A 21,476-nucleotide genomic window follows, 5' to 3' on the forward strand; every position below is an offset into this window, starting at 1 on the left:
GTTTATTATTCCCACCTAAATAGCTTAATGGCTAAGAAATAAATAGCGAAAGTCCAAGCCGCGATAATACCGAATTGTGGCAAGATTTCCATAAAACTTGCGTGTTCAGTCATAATTAACCGGAATCCATCCGTGATTGGAGTTATGGGGACAAATTGGGCAACGCTTCGCAACCATTCTGGGAATAGATAAAGCGGGATAAACGTACCGGACAAGAACATCATCGGGAAAGAAATTAAATTACTTAACGCGGAAGATTGGTCTTCGTTTTTCGACCAGCCAGCAATCAATAGCCCTATTCCCACCATCATGAATGCCGATAATACAGATATAATCACAAACAGCGCCCAATCGCCTCGCATATTAAAGTGAAATATCAAAGCGCCAGCGACAACCATCATGATCAAGCTAAGCAAGGAAATAATCGTATAGTGAATTGCTGTAGAGATAATCAACTGACCAGAAGTAAACGGCGCCGCGCGTAAACGTCGGTACGAGCCACGCTTCTTTTCAGCCGGCATTTGATTAGCTAAACCAAAAATACCCATACTTATCAAGCTGAAAGTTAATAGCCCTGTAAATATGTAATCAAACGATTTTAATTGCTCATCACCAATCGCTTTACCAACAGCTTTAAGCGGAGCTTCAGGTTGACCCATCTGAATATTGATGTTATTGGTAATTTGGTTCATCACTGCCACCAACGCGCCGCCTGTTTGTTCAGAACCCTTGGAGTAAATAACACTCACAGTGCCTGTTGGAATAGGATGATTGCCATTATTTTTTATCACACCAAAATCACTCGGGAGCTCAATAATACCATTGAGCTCTGATCGCTTCAGCTTTTCGCGTGCGTCATCCATATCTTTAACGTCTTTAATTTTGAGGATCGAATCCTTAGAATTTTCTTTGGCATTTTTAACGAAACTTTTGGCAAATTCCGTCTGCGAATTGTTGACAATTGCAATATTAAAACTGGTCGAATCATTACTAAAAACCGACCCGAACACTAATAGAAAAATCAGCGGAAAAAGAAAGGTGAAAAATAGCGCCATTTTATCTCGAATAAAACGCTTTTGTTGAGCGCGAACTTGCCCAAATATTCCAATCCAATATTTTTTCATGTTAATCCCGAATTGCCTTTCCTGTTAAATCAATAAACACGTCCTCTAAGTTGGCCTGCTCGACAACCTGTTCCTTCTTAAAACCACGCGCCAATAATTGTTGGATGAGATTATGTGGCGTATCAATTGTAATAATCTTACCACTGTCCATAATTGCCAGACGATCACACAATAATTCCGCCTCGTCCATATAATGCGTCGTCAAAAGAATCGTAATTCCCTCATCACGAATTTCCTTAATCAAATCCCACAAATTTCTACGCGCCTGCGGATCAAGCCCCGTAGTCGGCTCGTCCAAAAATAGTACTTTTGGATTATTTACCAGCGTCGAGGCAATCGCAAAACGCTGTTTTTGACCACCAGAAAGCTGCTCGACGTAATTCTTAGCTTTTTCTGTTAATTGAACCTTAGCAAGCAGCGCCTCAGTATCAACTGTCCGACCATATAAACTACCAAACATTTTCAATTGTTCACGCAAAGTCAGCTTGTCATAAAAAGCTGTCGACTGAAGCTGAATACCAATTATATTCTTAATATCCTTAGGTTTCTTAGCGACATCTATGCCATCAATTGTAGCCACACCGCCATCAATTGGTCTGAGCGCTTCCAACATCTCCAACGTTGTTGTTTTGCCCGCGCCGTTAGGGCCAAGAATCCCAAATATCTCGCCCTTTTTAACTTCAAACGACACGCCGTCGACCACGTTATTTCCATCATAAGTTTTAACAAGTTTATCGACTTTTATAATTGGCTCAAGTTCCACTCCGCAAATTCCTCTCTGTTGTAATTTTGATCAAGCTAGTCTCTACTTATCATCAATGATAACAAAACCAAAACACTAGTGCTATACTTATAGTATGCGCATTCAGAGAAAAAAAGCAAAACCAAAATCTAAAAAACTATTTATTATCATACCATTTTTGATTTTGCTATTTTCGGCAGGGCTATTTGGGATATATTTTCTCAATCAATCATACTCGCGACAAACGACTGCGCCATCTGACGAAAAGTATTATTTTGCCGATTCGAAATATTCTGGCATTCGCTCAAAATTTGTCACCAGAGATAACAAACGAGAAAAAGTTTCAATTGAATATCCGATCACGGAAAATGAAAAGATTAATCGCTTAATTAGCGAGTCGATTGATAAAATTGATCGCGATTTTCAAAATACGGTTTTACTGGCGACAGTTTTTGATAAGCCAATGACCGAAACAATTGGCTATCAAGTCACGCACAACACTTCAGAAGCGCTGTCAATTGTCATCAATATTAAGCAGGATATGAACGGCGCACATCCAGCATCAATGACGCAATTTTGGACTTTCGACAAAAAATCTGGCGAAGTTGTCGGCTTAGCTGATTTTACAGAACAGTCCGATGAAGCCATCGAAGCAATCATATCCGCTGCCAAAGATAATATTTCTCAGACCATCAAACAACGCCAGCAGCCAGAAATTGACCTGAATGAAATCATAAATAAAGAAGCTTTGTCTAATTTCATCATCACTAATAACGGCAATTCATTGGCTTGGCCACTCGGTCAGGCGTCGCTATTACCATCATCTTACGGCGAATTGACAATTACTGTGCCAATTTCCTCCGTCTCTAAATATCTACAAAACCCAACGGCGAGAAAATTCGCTAACATCCCCAAGCCCGCAGAAAAACCAAAACCAGCACCTGCAGCTCCAACACCTATCGTCGCAAATAAAACAATTGCTCTAACTTTTGACGACGGACCTGGACCATACACTGAAAAATTATTGGACATATTAGATAAGTACGACGCCAAGGCGACATTTTTCCTAATTGGAAGTAAAGTTTCAGCACGCGCCAACACGTTACGTCGTATGCAGTCGCGCGGGCATCAATTAGGCAACCACTCTTGGTCGCATCCAGAGTTAAATAAGATTTCAACAGAGCAACTATCTAGCGAAATTGACCAAACAAATAATGCCATAAAACAAGCAGTCGGCATCAATCCCAATATCATACGTCCGCCATACGGCGCGTTTAATCGGGTAGTTTTGGAGAAGTTCCGTCAACGTGGAATGTCGTCTATTCTATGGTCTGTCGATACGCGCGACTGGGCTGATCGTAATAGTGAGATAGTCTGTTCAAGGGCTGTCGCTGGCGCTCACAACGGAGCTGTGATTTTAATGCACGATATTCATCAGACATCCGTAAATGCCGTTCCTTGCATTCTTGACTCACTCAAACAACAAGGCTATTCATTCGTAACGGTACAAAATTTAATCGGCGATATGACACCGGGCGCCGTTTATCCGTAAACTTAATCAATCTCAAATATCTTATACTTTGAAGTTGCGCCGCGCACTAATTTAACTTTGGACGGCGCAACCTTAAAATGTTTTGCCAATAATTTAATAGTCGCCGCGTTGGCTCGACCTTCAATTGCTGGGGCTTTGGTATAAACCGTCAACGTTTCGTCGTCATTTTTCACAACTTCCTCACGATGGTGAGAGTTTGGTTTAATGTGTACGGAGATTTTCATACGCCATTAAAAATCTATCACCTTTAATCCCCTAGGTAGAATTTCTCGCACAACTTTACTTATCATATTTATCCATTATATATATTTCCGTCTCAGGGAGTGATATGACATCATCCAACTCATCAATAATAGTATCATCTATGAAATTAGCTTTAGATAATTCACAAAATGCTGATGGCTTTAGCCATGCTGAATTCCAAATACCATCAACCATTTCTCCTGTAACTATAGGACTTTCATACAGCATAGAAATAATCGGGTTACGTGATACAAGCTTACATAAAGGCTCATCAAATTTTCTGCTTCGATCCGATTTAATACTAATGCGCTGCAGACATATATCTAGATATCCCACGTTTGGAACATCAGTAAATTTACGCTCAATTTTTCGGTACATATCATCTCGCTCCTTTCTCGTATCAAATGACATCAGCTTCGATATCACAGAAGCACCAGTTGCATATGTTCGAGGATTATTAAGCATTATATCCACCACAATAGCAACCATTGCGTCGTTTTGATCAGGCTTTTCTTTGAGGTTTTCTATACACTTTCGGAAATCCCCGAACAGTCTGCTCACACTTCCCGAATTTTTATGTATTTTTGAGAAGTTCCTTATATAAAACAGCTTATGTTGTAGCCCAAGATTATCATATCTATAATTAGATAAAATCAGGCTATTCTTATCAGTCTTAACCGAAGCGTCAATAACATTATCCGCGATTACCGTCTTATTTGGATTCAACTTGAAATTTAATTCCGCTAATATACTACTCAGCTTTAGGAGAATTTTTTCAGCGTCTTGGCAACTGTTTGTGAAAATTCTATAATCGTCCCGGTATCTAAGTATCTTATAATCTTCAATTTTTTCTTTTTTCAGTTGTTTACTCAGTAACATATCTGCAAAGCCAAGGACCATCTCCGCAATCAAATCGGACACCATATTACCCTGAGGTATGCCGTTTGTCTGCCTGTTATGCATATCTTGTAGAAAATTATCGATACTATTTCCCAACAGTCCATCTTTTTTATCTAATTCGTTATGATTAGCTTTAGCTATTTTTTTATCATGAAGCGCCCATGCGACAGAATGTGTGTACAAAGACCCATAACAGTCTGTAATATCTGTAGTTGTAAGATATTTGAACTCTAGTGATAATTTAATTGATGCCTGTTCTATCTCACTCCACCAACGATTTATATTCTCTTCTTTTTCTGTATTTCCTTTGCTCTCATCGGGTTTTTGCGGAATGTTTACCGCTATAATCTTGTCGTTACATTGCATCTCTTTGAAGCGCTTCTTAATACAATTCCAATTCTTTTCCTCTGTGAGCAAATTTACTAGCTCGATATAAAGAATCGGATGAACAAGCTCATATGGTCGCCAGGCATACGCACCATCTTTGTTAGCAAGTAGCGTGTAGTTTACACCCTCAAAAGCACCTGGTCCTGACTTCTTGCCACTGTTTCTATAGCCTCCTTTTTGTACTATGTCATCAGCACAGTCTAATAAATTTTGCACATTAAAATAAGCAGGCAAGCCAAAATTGCAATATGAATTAGGTCGCAGTAATAAATCTCTGGCTTCAGAACACTCTAATTCTAAGATAAGTTTGCCCATTATTTCGCAATCTTCCAAATAGTATCACCTGTTGTCATATTAAACATTATACTATGTTCTATGTCCTATTTTTATCTTATGATTATCTCCTGTTTTATCGAAGAGATCTTAATAGCCAAAAAACCTAGAAATTCCACTAAGGGTAAAAGCATATTGACACCATAGCTATTCGAAGCCTTATCATCTTCCGGATTCAGCGGACTATCATCAGCCCAAAACCCCGAATAAGCACCAGAAATATTTGTACTATTAATGATATTGTTTATATCATCTCCGTCGCAATTATAATTATCTTTTTCCTCCGATGAATTATCTGACGAAACAGGAATTTCCTGAGAAACTGGAGTATTTAAATCCTCTTTCAAAACATTATCAATGCCATCACAACAATCGCTCGATTCTTCAATTTTTATAGAGCATTTTACCCCATCGCAATCATCCGTAATAACCAATTCGCTACATTCTTCAGCCAATTCAGCTTTTTCCGCGACTTTTTTCACGGCCTCATCGACGATATTATTCCGATCAATTGCATCATCGGCTAATTTCAAATCAGGAATAAATTGTCCTATTACTTCAAACCTATTAGTCGGCAATTCTTCCAATTCACACGTAACTTCTTCGCCCAATTCTGCACAATCACCCAAATCATCTGCCATATTATCTGTTTCATTCACGACCATACAATTGTCAAAATCTTCGTCCATAGCAATATTCTCTGAATCTTCGAAACATACTTCACGCTCTTCAAAATCACGTTGTGGTAAAATTGGCGAATCCTCCTTATTTTCTGCCAATTCAGCAGATTCAATTCTTTTACGCACAGCCTCATCGCTCAACTCCACCTCAGCTGGCGCATTATTATTGTCATTCATCGCCATATCAATTTCATTATTGACTTGAAGAAAATCACGCACAGGCAAGGAATTTGGCTCATTAGAAATAGCTTTCTCGACCAGATCTTCCCTTGGAGTAGAATCTTCCAAAATCGGTGCAGAGTTTATATTATTTTCATCCCCTACATGGCTATCTTCCTTTATAGATAATTCTCTCGGCAATTCATCACCTTTATCAACAGCCGGAGCTTGATTCTCAGAAGATACATCTCCTTTATAAATGTCTGCTTTTTCATCGATGTCTTCCGAGTCCATCAAGTTAATTTGACTAGCCACCTCAGTCTCCTCCGGCTCTTCGTTGATTTTCGGCGGGATATTTTCTTTGATCATTTTCGCGCTTGGAATATTTTCCGATGACGCACTTTCGCTATCCAAACATTCATCATCCGTCGGTTTGTTCGCCTCATTATTTTCCGCCGACACGCGTATCGACACATCATCATCGCTCGCTTCCAACTTAACCGCAGGTTTTTCTGATACGGATTCAGTTTTTTCATTTTCTGATGGATTATCTTTTTCAATCGACTCGGACGCCTTCTCTTCATTATCAACACTGACATATCCAGCAACAACAAAATCACAATCATCATTCATTAAGTCAGACAAATAGCTCTTCGGCTCCTCTGCTGCCGGCTGTAAATTCTCCTCAGCAAAATTACGCATTCGTAGTATTGAACAAGTTCCCGCCGCAGCACAACTGGCGCACGCCGCGCTGGCTACGTTTTGGCAAATTTCCGATCGTCTTTCAGCGTCCAAATATTTTTCTGCTGTTTCCGATTCATTTTCTTCGGCAAATGACGTATCAATTTTCTCACCGCTAGCAACCGCTTCTACCAAATTTAATTCAGTCGCATCGTCATCAACTTCCGAAGATAAATCCTGAAAATTAACACCACCATTCAACGCTGAAAAAACATCAAAATCACCCGCTCCATTTGCCAAACCTTCGTTCATTGTTCGAAAAATGTCTCCGTTGAAATTTTCAATTCGTTCACGCCAGCCGCAGATAATTTTTGCCAAACATCTCTAACAAACGGCAAACTTCCACAGACCAAAAAATGCGCATCTTCTGGCGTTTCATGAACAATTTTTTCTACATTAAATCGACCGTTAAACCAACCATCTTTTTCCTCAATCTGCTGGCGAGTACTGAACTTCTTCACTTTAATATTTGACGCCGCTAGCTCATTTTCAAAAACCATATATTCTGGCGATTTTTGGCTAAAATATAAAAACGTCGGCTGGCTAGAACTTGCCATAACGCTCCAAATTGGACTAAGTCCGCAGCCCGCAGCAATTCCGACCAAAGGACCTTCCGTTTGCGGATTAAAATCGCCATAAGCGTGGCTGATTTGCAATTTATCGCCAACATTCCGTGAACATAAATAGCTAGAAAATTCACCACCAACATTCTTCACGGTAATCGACATTAGCTCATCGTCAGGAGTAGAAGAAATACTATAAGCCTTCCCTTCACGCACGCTACTACCATCAATAAAAACAGTAATATATTGTCCGGCGGTAAAGTCGAACGGTCGCGCAAAATATAATGTCTTCACCTCAGGATTTTCCTGACGGACGCGCACAATTTCAACCTCTAATGAATCACGCATTCTCCAACGTACCTTTCCATTATTTTCTGAGCTTCTCTAAATTCTTCGTCAGTAAAAGTGTGGTAATTCGCAAACTTTGGACTAATTGTCGTGCCGGTGCGAAAATGCTGCAGAGCAAATCTCTTCGCGCCCTTAACCAGATCGCCAATCTTCTCAAAATCGCTAACTTCCAATTGCTCGCGGACAATCGTCGTACGGAATTCGTGATCAATTCCCGAATCAATCATCAACCGAACATTCTCCTTGATCGCTTCCAAATCAATCGGTCGCGCCGCAATTTCAACATATTTTTCCAGCGGACCTTTTACGTCCATCGCAATAAAGTCAATCAGTCCTTCTTTGACCATTCCGCGAACTATATCTGGATGCGTGCCGTTGGTGTCCAATTTAATATCAAAACCAAGTTCCTTAATCATCCGACATAACTCCGGCAAATCTTCGTTTACCGTTGGCTCACCGCCAGAAATCACCACGCCGTCCAGTCGACCAACTCGCGATTTTAGAAATATCATCACTTCATCAACTGGAATACTCGGTGCCAACCGTTCAGGTAATACCAATTCAGGATTATGACAATAACCGCACCGCATATTGCAACCAGAGAGAAACAGAGCTACCGCCACGTGCCCTGGATAATCCACGAGCGACAGCTTCTGAATTCCACCGATTGACACCTTAAGCTGCCGCGACGGCGCTAAGTCGCTGGTGTTCGGCGGCATCGTCATAATGCTCCCTCATTTCAAATTCCGCTTGCTTGCCCTTATTCCATTGAGAAACTGGACGCAAGAAACCAACCACACGTGAGTAAACTTCAGTCGCTTCACCACACTTTGGACATTCTGGATGCTCACCAACAATATAGCCGTGGTTCTTACAAATTGAGAAGCTTGGACTGAACGTGAAGTATGGCAATTTGTAATTTTCACAAATCGTTTTCACCAATTTTTTCAAAGTTTGCGGATCGTCCATGCGCTCACCTAAGAAGAAGTGAATCACCGTGCCGCCCGTATACTTGGTTTGCAAATTGTCCTGAAGATCCATCAACTCAAACAAATCGTCCGTGTAATTAACTGGCAAGTGGCTAGAGTTGGTATAGAACGGACATTTAACTTCCGCACCAATTCCATTAGCAAAATGTGCTCGATCTGGGAAGCTAGCTTTATCAAGTTGTGCCAATCGATACGTCGTGCCTTCAGCTGGCGTTGCCTCAAGATTGTAATTATTGCCAGTTTCCTTCTGATATTCCACCAAACGATCGCGCATAAAATCAAGCGTTTTCTCAGCAAAAGCCTTACCTTTTTCCGTGCCAATATCAACGCCTAGTAAATTAAGCGCCGCCTCGTTCGTGCCGATCAAACCGATAGTTGAAAAATGGTTCTTCCAATATTGATTGAAACGTTGCTTAATGTTTCGCAAATAAAACTTAGTGTACGGATACAAATTAGCGTCGGTCAATCGCTCCAAAACTTTACGCTTGGTCTCCAAACTGTCCTTTGCCATATCCATAAGTTCAGCCAATCCCTTAAAGAACTCTTTCTCATTCTTAGATTTTAGCGCCAGTCGTGGCAAGTTTATCGTTACCACACCGACCGAACCAGTCATTGGATTTGAGCCGAACAAGCCACCGCCACGATATTCCAATTGACGATTATCTATACGCAATCGACAGCACATTGAGCGCGCATCTTCTGGATCCATGTCGGAATTGATGAAGTTTGAGAAGTACGGAATGCCGTATTTAGCGCTAGCTTCCCACAAACTTTCAATCACCGGATTATCCCAATTGAAATCCTTGGTGATATTAACCGTTGGAATTGGGAAGGTAAAGACTCGACCATTAGCGTCGCCCTCAGAAAGAACCTCCAGCAGCGCCTTGTTTAGCATATTCATTTCTTCTTGATATTCGCCATAAGTCGTGTCCTGCATTTCGCCACCAATAATCACTGGATTATCTGCCATGTGTTTTGGACATTCAAGGTCAAGTGTAATGTTGGTAAACGGCGTCTGGAAACCAACACGAGTCGGCACGTTGACATTAAAGACGAATTCTTGAATAGCCTGTTTTACTTCCTCATAGCTCAATTTGTCGGCACGAATAAACGGCGCTAATAGTGTATCAAAATCAGAAAAAGCCTGCGCACCAGCCGCTTCGCCCTGTAATGTATAAAAGAAGTTTACGACTTGACCAAGCGCTGATCGGAAATGCTTAGCCGGCTTAGAAGCAACCTTACCAGCCACGCCAGTAAATCCTTCTTGCAATAAGTCAGTCAGATCCCAACCAACACAATAAACGCTTAGCAAGTTAAGGTCGTGAATGTGTAAGTCGCCTTCTTTGTGAGCTTGCCCAATCTTCGATGTATAAATTTTATCCAGCCAGTAAGTCTTCGTAATCTCCGCTGAAACATAGTTATTCAAACCCTGAAGACTATAGCCCATATTAGAGTTTTCATTAACTTTCCAGTCCAAATTTTTCAGATATTTATCAATCAAATCAACGTGTGCATTAGAGGTAATTTCGCGCAATTTTTTATGCTGATCGCGGTAAATAATGTACGCCTTTGCAGTCTTCTTAAACTTAGAGTCAATCAACGCATCCTCAACAATGTCCTGAATATCTTCAACGCTTGGTAGACGTTTCTGATTACGAGTTTCCAAAACTCCCAAAACCTTGTCGGTCAATTCAACTGCTTGAGCGGCGTCAAATTCACCAGTTTCCAGTCCTGCTTTTTCAATCGCTTTTTCAATTTTTTTCCGATCAAATTTAGCAGTTCGACCGTCGCGTTTTTTAATTGATTTATACATTCCCCCTCCTTGTTTATAAAAATAGCAAACTAGCCCAACCTCTCCAGTGGGTGCATGTTGCAAAAAACGTTATTTATTTTCTAAAACACCATATGTAGTGCTTAATATTGAATATACACGCGATATATAGCGTCTGTCAATGAAAGTACATTGTATTATTTACATTTATGATTTCTTTACATAGATTGCAATAAATCATAAGCAACAGCCGCTGATAACGCCTGCATTTGACGAAGATTATCACCCGGCTTGAGCGGTGGTTTGAGGCTACGTGTAAGGAAAAATCCGACAAATGACGCCAACATTTCCGCGTTCAACTCACCTAGCCACGATGTTACGTCATGACCATGGCGCGCCATATCAACCAGAAATTCTGTCGCACCAGATCCCTGGGGTACATAGGAAGCCCAGTTCCAGTCAACCAACTTCAACTCGCCAGTTTGCGGATTAAATGCCAAATTATCACTACGAACATCCGAATGATTAAAGCAATCTTCCGTCTGCTTGGCAAATTCTTTAGCGCGCACCGAAATATCAATCAACTCATCGCGCTTTTCTAACAGCTCAATTATAGCCTGACAACGCCGCTGATTAATCTCCAACTGATTTGGCAATAGTTTTTGATAGTTATTAATCAACCGACGACGAATATCAGCGTCAGCAATAATCTGATCAATCCCATCATCTAAGCCAAGCTTTTCCGCCGCAAACGGTTGTAGTTGTAATTCTTCAATCAACTCTTGTGGCAATTTTATTTTTTCCAACTCGCGAACCGCGGTTATCACCGTCGAAATATAGTGTTCCGCGACAGAGTTATCCGTCGGAGGTTGCCACAACCACCCATCCGACGAAGCGTAACTACTCGTCATCAACACGTAACCGTCATCAGCCAATTCAGTCCAATCAGCAACATATTGCGGATAAGTTTTCTGTAACAAACGCGTTACTGCATAATCTTTTTTTAGCCAGCCTAATTCCCGCTCGCCCTCATCCGACAATAAATTAGCATCAACTTCTTTAACGAAAATTGTTCGACCACCAGACGACACTAACGCTCGGCGATTAAGCGAAAAGCCGCCACTTACTGGCGTGATCCGTAATTCAGATAAATCAACGTTTAGCTCTGTCGCCGCACATTGCAAGGCTCTGTCGGTTAATAATTTATCGCGATCTGGCAATGTTTCCATGCATAAATTATAACATCATCTTCAATCAGTTTTAATTTTGCTGTAAAATTGACTATTCTTCTTTTATTTTTATTCTGCTTGTTGTTATAATTGGTGTCTAACATAAGTTTAAGGGGAGTGTATGTTAATAAGAAAACGCTTTTTAAATACAAAAGTTAAAATATTAACTGGAGTAATAGCCGCTGGACTATTCATTAGTGGATCACTACTTACCTTGCCGACTGGACAAGCTAAGGGTGTCGTCAGCGATGATTATCCATTAAATGATAGTACTCATTGGAACACAGAACCTGTTTGGCGTGATGAGTTTAATGGCACATCGTTAGATAAAGATTCTTGGAATATATACGGCAGCGGATGGAGCGCTAATAACGTCCAAAGCTGCTACAGTAGGAGCGAAGAGAATGTGAATGTTAAAAACGGCAGTCTAAACTTAGTAGGACTATACAAGCCTGGCGCGCGTTGCAAAGGAAATGAAAAAAGCGGCAACTTCACCTCTGGATTCGTAGAAACGAAGGGTAAGAAGTCTTGGACTTACGGCTACATCGAGGCGCGTATAAAAATGCCAAATAATAAGAGTACTTGGCCTGGTTTTTGGCTGAGTCCTGACAAACCTACATACGGCAGTTGGCCTCGCAGTGGTGAAATTGACATCGTAGAAACTAAAGGTTCTAACTTAGATTACGCCGCAGCAGACGCTCACTGGGGACTTTCAACATACAATAAAAAACATGCTCAAGGCAAGGATTTGCCAGCTGGATTCAAAGATACCACTCAGTGGCACACTTACGGCGTAAAATGGACTGAAGGAAAATTGGAATATTACATTGACGGCGTAAAGTTCCACACTGTCAACGGATTCGATCAGCCAAACGCAGCAAACGCGCCTTATGGTCCGTTTGATCAACCATTCTTCCTGCGTCTTAACTTAGCAATTGGCGGTGATTACATCGACGGTAAAGGCAGTAAATGGTCAAACGCCTACAATGCCCTAGCTAAATATCCAAAGTCATTCCCAGCAACTATGTCAATCGATTATGTTCGCGTATACGAAAGGCGAACAGCTAAGGAAATAAACGTGCCAGATAACAATTTGCGCACTCAACTTAATAAAAAACTGTCGACAGCGCTTAGCACTAATCGTAAAGACGATCAAAAAATTACTGACGTAGAGTTGGAAAAATTGACAGATCTTAACTTGGATGCAGCTGACGACGCATCAGAAGCAGAAAAGATTCACGATTTAACAGGCTTAGAGGCAGCTAAAAACCTTAAGACTTTATCTCTTAAGAACAACTCCGTCTTCGACTTAAGAGCGGTTTCTAACATCAAATCTCTAAAGTCAATAAACCTAACGATTAATCGCTAATTAGCTTAGGCGTTTACAGGAAAATTGTCATCTCATTACGGGGTGGCAATTTTTTATTTCAGCTTAAAACCTCAGCATTCAGCGTTTTCACAGCTCTGTTGTTAAAATAACTACATAATATTCTTTACTTTTATTCCGCTTATTGTTACACTAGCGATGGATAAAAAATATTTGGGAGAAAACAAAAAATGTTAATAAAAAGACGTTTTTTTAATACAAAAGTTAAAATAGTAACTGCGGTAATGGCTGTTGGTGTTCTTGTTGGTGGGGCGTTATTTACTCTGCCAATGGACAACGCCAAAGGTGCAGGAAGTCCATATCCGCCAACAGATAGTGAAAACTGGAATCCAGAACCTGTTTGGCGTGACGAGTTTGACGGAAATTCGCTAGATGGGACCAAATGGACAGCTCTTAATGGCGGATGGAAAGACGAAGGCCAACAAGTTCGAAACTGCTACACGAGATCAGATGAGAACATTAATGTCAGTGGCGGTAGCTTAAATCTAATTGGACTACACAAACCAGGAGCAACTTGTACTGGTGGTAACACTAAAACTGGTAACTTCACTTCTGGATTCGTACAGACTAAAAATAAGGCATATTTTAAATATGGCTACATCGAAGCTCGCATAAAAATGCCAAAGAATAAGAGCACTTGGCCTGGTTTTTGGATGAGTCCTAATAACTCTCCGTACAGTGCTGGTTGGCCTGATTGGGGCGAGATCGACATCGTAGAGGCAAAAGGCTCTAATCACCAATTTGCTGCATCCGACGCACACTGGCGAGATAAGAATACGCCGACCGGTCAAACTGGTAGTCACAGAAACCGCCAAGGCGTTATTCCACCAAGTAAGTTCGGCACTAATAATGACACTACGGAGTGGCACACATACGGTGTAAAATGGACTGAAGGTAAACTTGAATACTTCATTGACGGAGAATGGCATCATACAATTACCGAATTTAAGAATTCAAACTCCACAGGAAGTCCTAATGGACCATTTGATCAAGACTTCTTCTTGCGACTTAACTTAGCCATTGGCGGCAATTACATTGATTCTCCATGGGATGATCCTACCAGCTCAGTAGGAGCTGCAAACGGAGAGGGCTTCCCGGCAACTATGTCAATCGACTACGTCCGCGTGTACGAGATGCGAAAACCCAAAGAGGTTGAAGTCAAAGACACACAACTGCGCAAGTTGCTTAATGAAAAACTAGGAGAAAAACTTGGTACAACTCGTACGGACAATCAAAAAATTACTGACGTAGAGTTGGAAAAATTGACAGATCTTAACCTGGACAACTCAAACATTACCGACCTAACTGGAATAGAAGCTGCCAAGAATCTTCAGAACTTGTCATTAAATCACAACTCAATCTCAAATCTAAGCCCACTAGCTGGATTGACTTCCCTAAAGACTCTATCCCTAAAAGAGAATGCCATCGCCGACATAAGTCCACTAAATGGATTAACATCCCTAACTTCCTTACGTCTTGAAGATCAGCGAGTTAGTGTTAAGCCTAACGACAAATTGTTTGCTTCACCATTGAAGTTTCTAGCAGGAGGCATAGTTCCTATAACCAACTCAGCGGAAGTCGTCAACGATACTACAAATCCTGGAAATATTCGGCTATTATCGCTACCAGCCAGCGGAACATCCCCTATATTGAATAGTACTTGGGAAACTCATCTAGGAACCTTAGGAGGAGCTTACTATATGGCGTTTAGTGGCACTCTAGCTATTGACACATCAGCGATCACTGGGGCAGGTCAACCACAGCCTCAGCCGCAGCCTCAGCCGCAGCCTGGAAATCCGTCAGCTGCCGCTCATAATCCAGCTAATAAGCCTCAGAATGCTGTAAGCGGTCTACTCGCAAACACAGGATTTAATGCCTTCTTAGGTGTTATCGCCACTCTAGCATTAGTTGCCGCAGGACTATTCATTCTACGCTAACCTATGGCTACATAAAATTACCACCCCGTGATGAGGTGGTAATTTTTTTGCTCAACAATATCAGCCTCTCGTCCCTATTCCACATTATTAGAAATATATAACTTGCCCGCAGCTACTTATAAAGTGCGACGCTTCATCATACCCAACATTAGTTTACCCTAATTTGATCGATTCATAATTGTTAAGAATGCGTAGAGACTTTTTTAGATATGGTAATTCTTGATCGTCGCTGCCATTTTCTTGTTCTACAAGATTTATATTGTCTTCGTTGACCCATAAAAGACCTGAGTGGTCTTCTGGGTTGACTGTCGGCTCTGAACCCTCTTTAGCTTGTGCAAAATACAAGAGCTCAATTGAATGCGAGCCTTTTATTTCATTTATATAGGTAAAAGCTGCGAACAAACTACCTATCGTCACATCAAGCCCAAGCTCCTCTAGCAACTCTCGCTTAAGACCATCCTCTGGGTTCTCACCATAATCAACATGACCCCCAGGTAGTTCGTATTTACCTGGTAAAAACTTTTTAGTCGCTGCTCGCTTTGCCACAAGAATAGATGGCTTGCCGTTTATAAATTTGTTGACTACCGCACAGGCAGTTATTACTTGTTGTCCGTAGGCTGCTGTTGCGCTATCCTGGCTCATATTCTAAATACTTCTTTCATGACAAAATTATATCACATGATAAATCGTGTATTTCTCAAGAACTCTTCAATGATTTTTGATATATTGTCGTTTTATTGGATTATCAAACTCTTCGATACAACTACTTGATAAACTAAAACCATTAATGTAAGTATTACTTCTTAATAACCGTTTAGTGCTATGGCTATTATTCAAGGAAATATAAAACTGCCCGCGCGGGACAGTTCTTGACCAATTCTATGGCTCCGGGGGCGGGGTTCGAACCCGCGGCCTATTGGTTAACAGCCAACCGCTCTACCGCTGAGCTACCCCGGAATATGTCTTGTATTATAGCGAGTTTTTGAATAGTTGTAAAGTTACTGACGGACAATTTCCAATGCTTTTTTTAAAATCTCCACTTCCGAGCGTGATTTTTCGTTATCTTCAGCTTCTCTCTTCTTAATTTCTTTCGCTAAATTCTGCCACCAAACTTCTTTTTTCTCACTGCTCAGCGTCAAAGATCTAACTTCGCCATCCTGCTTCTCTAAAAATCCCGCAGCCACCAAATTATCAACGTGTTTTGCTACCGTCGATACCGATTTATAGCCCAAGGCGCGCATAATTTCCCGAAGCGTCGGACTGTAGCCATTGCCCTTTATAAACCCATCGATAAAATCCAACATTATTTTTTGCTTTTTCGTCAGTTTCATATCTAAAGTATACACCATACGCTATACTTAAAATATGGCAAAAAAATATATTAACGACGTTCGATTCTGGCTATTGGCGATTATTATTTTTGGCGGCGGCTTCGCTCTGCACCCCAGTATCGGTTTATCAATTCTGGACTTCTCATCTTTTCGCATAGGCTTGTATCAAATCGCAGCAGTCGGACTGATAATATCTTCCTTACCTCTAATATTCAAAAAGCGGCAATCATTATCTAGAAACCGATGGCTAATCGGCGGATTTTTGGCAATTTTTATCGCCATCACCGTCGGCATATTTTTCGCAGAAGCACACCTGCGCACCGCGTTATATTCGTTATCACTATTATTCTTACTCACCGTCGGATTATCCGCTGGCTTAATTTACAGCGAATTGTCAAAATCAGAAAAACGTAAACTCATCAATGTCGGACTATGGAGCGGGCTGGTTTTTGGGATTTTAGCAATCATTCAGCTCATCGTCGCCACTTTTGAGCCAACAGGATTTGGTACGCTTTGCGCTGGCTGTAAAGCCGACGTTTTTGGATTTCCACGAATCAATTTATTCGCCGCTGAACCTCAGTTTTTTGCCAATTCTCTACTTCCAGCATTCTTCCTTGCGCTCTTTCAATCAAAATCTCGCTTAGCCAAATTTAGCCTATTTTTCACAACTCTCGCCATATCTTTAACATTTTCCCGTGGCGGATTTTTGGCAATTTTTATCGCCATCACAGCCTTATTTATAATCGCTTTCATAAAACGAATTGATGCATCTTTTGTGTGTAAAAAACTTCCAATCATCTTCGCTGGATTATTACTCGGATTCACCTTATTATTCTCGTCAGCCAACATTAGATACGCCAATACACCTTTCATTGCGCACAATACCTTCGTCAGTATGGTTGATCAATTATCTCTCGGGAAAATTAAGATTCCGCAAAAATCCGTCGCCAAAAATCCATCACCAAAACCCGCCGAAAACGTTCCGTCAAGCAACAATTCTTTCCAGCCCGCTGGTTTCGTTGAAGCTTCCGCCAACGACAGACTCAGCGCCAGTGACTTAGCCATAAAATCTTGGCTATCATCGCCGCGAACATTCTTCTTCGGCGTCGGACTCGGCAATCTCGGTAATTTTATCCAAAAACACCTTCACGTAAACGTCCCAGCGGACCAAACAGTCTACGTTTTTTACATATTATTACTCAGTGGAATGGGAGTCATCGGGCTATTTGCCCTTCTAATTGCCCCGTTGACAATTATATTTCTTGCCATAAAAAACATCCGTAAAATTAAAGCCCAATTTATCTTATCTCTAACCATCGCGATGTTTGTGCATTTCTGGTTTTTTGGCAGTTTTATAAATACGATTCATTGTTTTGCTATAATCGGCATATTTTTGTATAATTACCCCAGAGATTATGCGGAAAAAGTCTGATTTTTACTTCAAAATTGTTCTGGTCGTTCTTGATATCATAGCTTTATTGAGCGCATTTACTATTGCCTATATTTTGCGAATTTCCCTGGATCCTAGACCATTCCATATCAGCATCAATGCCATGGATTTTATCACCTCCATTTTTATGACGCTGCCATTGTGGATTGTAATGTTCTATTTCTTTGGCTTATACGACAGAGAGGTTTACACTCACCCATTGCGAAACTTCGGACGAATACTTTTGGCGTCAATAACTGGAATTATGATTATGATTTCTGTGGCGTTCTTTACTAACACTCCGTTATTCCCAGCCAAACTTGTCGCGGTTTACGCCACCGGAATTGGCTTCATCTTACTGATGATTTTCCGCAGCGCCGCCAATATTGTTCGCCTAAAACTATTAAAGCGCGGACTCGGAGCGCGCCGTGTTGTGCTAATTGGCAATTGCGATTTAACTCACGTTCTGGCTGATTTTATAGAAACCAATCCGCTGACTGGCTTTAAGATTAGCGGAATTGTTGCGCAAACCCAATTCATTCCTATTGAATTAAAAAAGCGTCGAAGCTCGTCATTAGAATCGGCACTCACCAGAGATAAAATTGACGTCATCATCCAAACCGACTCAAAAAATGTTAGCGAACATTATCAAATTGCCCAAAAACATTACTTGGATTTCTATCAAGCGCCGGAATTCGACGGAATTATGACCACCAAACACACTATTGATATCATCGACTCCGTGCCGCTAATTCACACTCATCCGACGCCGCTAATGGGCTATGGGCGAATTGTGAAGCGCATTATGGATGTTGTAGGCGGGACAATTGGGATTATCATCGCCTCGCCAATTATGCTTTTGGTGGCAATTGCCGTAAAAATCAGCGACCCAACAGGACCGATTTTAATGCACGGCAAACAACAAAAACGCCTCACTCGTTATAATCGACCGTTTAAGGTTTACAAATTCCGCTCGCATTATGCAAAGTTTGACGGCAAAACTGACGAAGAAGTCTTTCGAATGGTTGGTAAACCTGAGCTAATTGAAGAATACCGTAAAAACGGCGACAAACTTGATCATGATTTTCGCGTGACGCCAGTTGGTCGATTTATTCGTCGCTTCAGTCTTGATGAATTGCCACAATTATTCAACGTCGTAAAGGGCGACATCAGCCTAGTCGGACCTCGAGCACTGGTACCACACGAATTAAGCGCCTACGACAAAAAACACGTTTTGCTGGCAGTCAAATCAGGACTCACTGGACTTGCAGTAGTGTCTGGCAGGCGCAGTATCAGCTTTGAAGAGCGTCGACGAATTGACTTATATTATGTTCAAAACTGGAGTCTCTGGCTGGATATTACAATTTTATTAAAAACCTGCTTGGTTATTTTCCAGAAAGATAATTAATGAGTAAGCCAAAAATTGCCATAGTTCACGATTGGATTTACGGCGGCGGCGCCGAAAAAGTCGTTTTGGAAATTCATAAATTATATCCAGAAGCGCCAATTTACACTTCTTTTTGTAGCGATGAGTGGCGAGAAAGATTAGACAACAAAGTCGTTACTGGTTATCTACAGCGATGGCCGTTTTCAAAAATCCGACGATTGTTACCGCTTCTTAGACAGTGGTGGTTCGCTAAGCTTGATCTTAGTGAATTTGACATTATCATCTCCAGCTCGGGAAATGGCGAGGCAAAATTCGTCCGCAAATCCAGACCAGATCAACTTCATATTTGTTATTGCCACACGCCAACGCATTTTTATTGGCGACACTACGACGAATACATCAAACGACCAAGTTTTCGTCCGCAATGGCTGGCGCGCCTAGGCTTAAAAACCCTAGTTCGACCACTGAAAAAACGAGATTTTAACGCCGCTCAGCAAGTTGATGTTTTTATTGCCAACTCTACGGGAATTCAGGCTGATATCGAAGAATTTTACCAGCGAAAAAGTACGGTTATTTTTCCGCCAATTGACGTGTCGAGCTTTTCGCCGCTTGCTAAAAATCGCAAGCAAACATCCATCCCCAAAAAACCTCGCTGCCTGATTTGGGGACGAATTGTGCCAATGAAACGTCTTGATATTGCTATTAAAGCTTGTCAGAAACTTGGCTGGCAATTAGATATTATTGGAAAAGGTCCAGATGTTGATAATCTAAAAAATATCGCCGATAAACATACTAATTTCTTAGGATTTGTCGATAATGCCACACGAGAAAAATACATTAAAAAAGCAGATTTGTTTATTTTTTGTTCGCACGAAGATTTCGGAATTGCGCCAGTCGAAGCGTTGGCGTCTGGCATTCCAGTAGTTGCGTATGAAGCTGGCGGCGCACTTGATTATATAAAACCTGAAAAAAACGGCTGGTTCTTTTCTGAGCAAACAGATTCTTCATTGATAGAAACCTTAGAGAAACTTCCAGGAAAAAAAGTTTCACCAACAAAAATCTCAGCCACGGCCAACGAATTTTCAGCCGCAATTTTCCATAAAGCGATAAAAAATATAGTTGATAAATCATGGAAGGAACATTATCGTGAAAATCGTAATTGACGCCCGAACATTAAGGACTAGTACTGGTCGGTACATCGAACGGCTGATTCATTATTTGCAGAAAATTGATAATAAAAACGATTATGTTATTCTGCTCAAGCCAAAAGACTTTGATGGTTGGCAACCAAGCAATCCAAGATTTCAGAAAGTTATTTGCCCATATAAAGAATACACTTTTGCTGAGCAAATCGGCTTTAAAAAACAACTTGAAAGTCTTCATCCAAACTTAGTACATTTTGCGATGGTTCAGCAGCCAGTTCTATATAATTCCAGTCCAGTTGTTACTACGATGCAAGATTTGACCACTGTCAGGTTTAAGAATCCAGATAAAAATCCTGTCATTTTCTGGATCAAACAGCAAGTTTATAAATGGGTCAATAAAAAAGTTGCGAAAAAATCTTCGCACATCATCACAATTTCTAACTTCGTAAAAAATGATTTGATTAAATTCACCGGCGTAAACCCAGAGAAAATTACTGTAACTTTGGAATCTGCGGATGAGTTACCAAAAGGAAACGAACCTGTTGACGAGTTAATTGGCAAAAAATTCATTATGTATATCGGTAGACCAACACCACATAAAAACCTTCGACGACTAATCGACGCATTTGCTTTGTTACAGAAAAAATATCCAGATTTAACACTGGCTTTGGCAGGTAAAAAAGATAGCAATTACGCTCGCCACGAGACATATGTAAATGAACATGGAATTAAAAATGTTGTGTTTACCGGCTTTATATCAGACGAGCAATTGCGCTGGATGTACGAAAATACGGCAGTTTATTGCTTCCCTTCGCTCAGTGAAGGATTTGGTTTGCCAGGGTTAGAGGCGATGCTACACGGCGCGCCAGTCGCTTCGAGCACAGCCACTTGCTTGCCAGAAACCCACAGTGATGCTGCTCACTATTTTAACCCTTTCAGTGTCGAGGACATAGCAAAATCAATTGATGACATCTTATCTGATGACAAATTACGCAATGAACTCGTTAAAAAAGGCAAGAAACATGTTAAGACATTTTCATGGCAGCGCATGGCCGAGCAAACTTTGGTTGTATATGAAAAATATGGTCGGAAAAGTTGA

Annotated in this window: 18 protein-coding genes and 1 tRNA gene; 7 read left to right on the forward strand and 12 right to left on the reverse strand. The window is 41.0% G+C overall.

Annotated elements, in window-relative coordinates; genetic code table 11:
- Positions 1–5: 5 nt before the first annotated feature.
- Both AACH20_RS02515 and AACH20_RS02520 read right to left on the reverse strand, forming a co-directional pair.
- A complete protein-coding gene (locus AACH20_RS02515; RefSeq protein ID WP_338503837.1) occupies positions 6–1,124 on the reverse strand; it encodes an ABC transporter permease in 1,119 nt (372 codons plus the stop codon).
- Between the two features lies 1 nt (position 1,125).
- Positions 1,126–1,887, reverse strand: a complete 762-nt coding sequence (locus AACH20_RS02520; RefSeq protein WP_232736164.1) for an ABC transporter ATP-binding protein — start codon at positions 1,885–1,887, stop codon at positions 1,126–1,128.
- Between the two features lie 94 nt (positions 1,888–1,981).
- Here AACH20_RS02520 and AACH20_RS02525 point away from each other — a divergent pair, with 94 nt between their 5' ends.
- Positions 1,982–3,418, forward strand: a complete 1,437-nt coding sequence (locus tag AACH20_RS02525) for a polysaccharide deacetylase family protein (protein ID WP_338503841.1) — start codon at positions 1,982–1,984, stop codon at positions 3,416–3,418.
- A 2-nt stretch (positions 3,419–3,420) separates the two neighbouring features.
- Here AACH20_RS02525 and AACH20_RS02530 read toward each other — a convergent pair whose 3' ends face one another.
- From AACH20_RS02530 to AACH20_RS02560, 7 genes are all read right to left on the reverse strand, one after another.
- Positions 3,421–3,642, reverse strand: a complete 222-nt coding sequence (locus AACH20_RS02530) for a DUF167 domain-containing protein (protein WP_338503843.1) — start codon at positions 3,640–3,642, stop codon at positions 3,421–3,423.
- Positions 3,643–3,697: 55 nt separating this feature from the next.
- On the reverse strand, positions 3,698–5,263 hold the full coding sequence (locus tag AACH20_RS02535) for an RNA-directed DNA polymerase (protein ID WP_338503845.1): 1,566 nt from the start codon (positions 5,261–5,263) through the stop codon (positions 3,698–3,700).
- Between the two features lie 71 nt (positions 5,264–5,334).
- Entirely contained in the window at positions 5,335–7,113 is a 1,779-nt protein-coding gene (locus AACH20_RS02540; RefSeq protein ID WP_338503847.1) for a hypothetical protein, read from the reverse strand.
- Positions 7,110–7,772 (reverse strand): ferredoxin--NADP reductase, encoded by a 663-nt coding sequence (locus tag AACH20_RS02545; RefSeq protein ID WP_338503850.1) that lies wholly within the window; start codon positions 7,770–7,772, stop codon positions 7,110–7,112. The genes AACH20_RS02540 and AACH20_RS02545 overlap by 4 nt, the downstream gene beginning before the upstream one ends.
- Positions 7,757–8,497 carry an anaerobic ribonucleoside-triphosphate reductase activating protein gene (locus tag AACH20_RS02550; RefSeq protein ID WP_338503852.1) on the reverse strand — a complete coding sequence of 247 codons (741 nt, stop codon included), beginning with the start codon at positions 8,495–8,497 and terminating at the stop codon, positions 7,757–7,759. The genes AACH20_RS02545 and AACH20_RS02550 overlap by 16 nt, the downstream gene beginning before the upstream one ends.
- Complete coding sequence (locus tag AACH20_RS02555) at positions 8,448–10,574, reverse strand: ribonucleoside triphosphate reductase (protein ID WP_129743865.1); 2,127 nt, start codon at positions 10,572–10,574, stop codon at positions 8,448–8,450. The genes AACH20_RS02550 and AACH20_RS02555 overlap by 50 nt, the downstream gene beginning before the upstream one ends.
- A gap of 176 nt (positions 10,575–10,750) precedes the next feature.
- Positions 10,751–11,761: a hypothetical protein gene (locus tag AACH20_RS02560; RefSeq protein WP_338503855.1), complete on the reverse strand. Its 1,011-nt coding sequence runs from the start codon at positions 11,759–11,761 to the stop codon at positions 10,751–10,753.
- A 121-nt stretch (positions 11,762–11,882) separates the two neighbouring features.
- Here AACH20_RS02560 and AACH20_RS02565 point away from each other — a divergent pair, with 121 nt between their 5' ends.
- Together AACH20_RS02565 and AACH20_RS02570 are read left to right on the forward strand one after the other, a co-directional pair.
- On the forward strand, positions 11,883–13,130 hold the full coding sequence (locus AACH20_RS02565) for a glycoside hydrolase family 16 protein (protein WP_338503857.1): 1,248 nt from the start codon (positions 11,883–11,885) through the stop codon (positions 13,128–13,130).
- Between the two features lie 188 nt (positions 13,131–13,318).
- Complete coding sequence (locus tag AACH20_RS02570; RefSeq protein ID WP_338503859.1) at positions 13,319–15,085, forward strand: family 16 glycosylhydrolase; 1,767 nt, start codon at positions 13,319–13,321, stop codon at positions 15,083–15,085.
- Positions 15,086–15,238: 153 nt separating this feature from the next.
- Here the strand turns inward: AACH20_RS02570 and AACH20_RS02575 are convergent, their stop codons facing one another.
- From AACH20_RS02575 to AACH20_RS02585, 3 genes are all read right to left on the reverse strand, one after another.
- On the reverse strand, positions 15,239–15,727 hold the full coding sequence (locus AACH20_RS02575) for an NUDIX hydrolase (RefSeq protein WP_338503862.1): 489 nt from the start codon (positions 15,725–15,727) through the stop codon (positions 15,239–15,241).
- 240 nt (positions 15,728–15,967) lie between these two features.
- Positions 15,968–16,042: transfer RNA gene (locus AACH20_RS02580), tRNA-Asn, on the reverse strand.
- A gap of 41 nt (positions 16,043–16,083) precedes the next feature.
- Positions 16,084–16,434: a LexA family protein gene (locus AACH20_RS02585; RefSeq protein WP_338503864.1), complete on the reverse strand. Its 351-nt coding sequence runs from the start codon at positions 16,432–16,434 to the stop codon at positions 16,084–16,086.
- A 16-nt stretch (positions 16,435–16,450) separates the two neighbouring features.
- On the opposite strand from AACH20_RS02585, the gene AACH20_RS02590 reads away from it, so the two are divergent.
- From AACH20_RS02590 to AACH20_RS02605, 4 genes are read left to right on the forward strand one after another with little or no spacing between them, the layout of a single operon-like run.
- Positions 16,451–17,848, forward strand: a complete 1,398-nt coding sequence (locus tag AACH20_RS02590; protein ID WP_338503866.1) for a hypothetical protein — start codon at positions 16,451–16,453, stop codon at positions 17,846–17,848.
- Positions 17,832–19,253: a sugar transferase gene (locus AACH20_RS02595; protein WP_338503868.1), complete on the forward strand. Its 1,422-nt coding sequence runs from the start codon at positions 17,832–17,834 to the stop codon at positions 19,251–19,253. The genes AACH20_RS02590 and AACH20_RS02595 overlap by 17 nt, the downstream gene beginning before the upstream one ends.
- Entirely contained in the window at positions 19,253–20,395 is a 1,143-nt protein-coding gene (locus tag AACH20_RS02600) for a glycosyltransferase (RefSeq protein ID WP_338503870.1), read from the forward strand. The genes AACH20_RS02595 and AACH20_RS02600 overlap by 1 nt, the downstream gene beginning before the upstream one ends.
- On the forward strand, positions 20,379–21,476 hold the full coding sequence (locus AACH20_RS02605; protein ID WP_338503872.1) for a glycosyltransferase family 4 protein: 1,098 nt from the start codon (positions 20,379–20,381) through the stop codon (positions 21,474–21,476). Before AACH20_RS02600 ends, AACH20_RS02605 begins: the two co-directional genes overlap by 17 nt.

It is taken from the genome of Candidatus Minimicrobia sp. QA0096 (assembly GCF_963967315.1).
Lineage (GTDB): Bacteria > Patescibacteriota > Saccharimonadia > Saccharimonadales > Saccharimonadaceae > Nanosynbacter.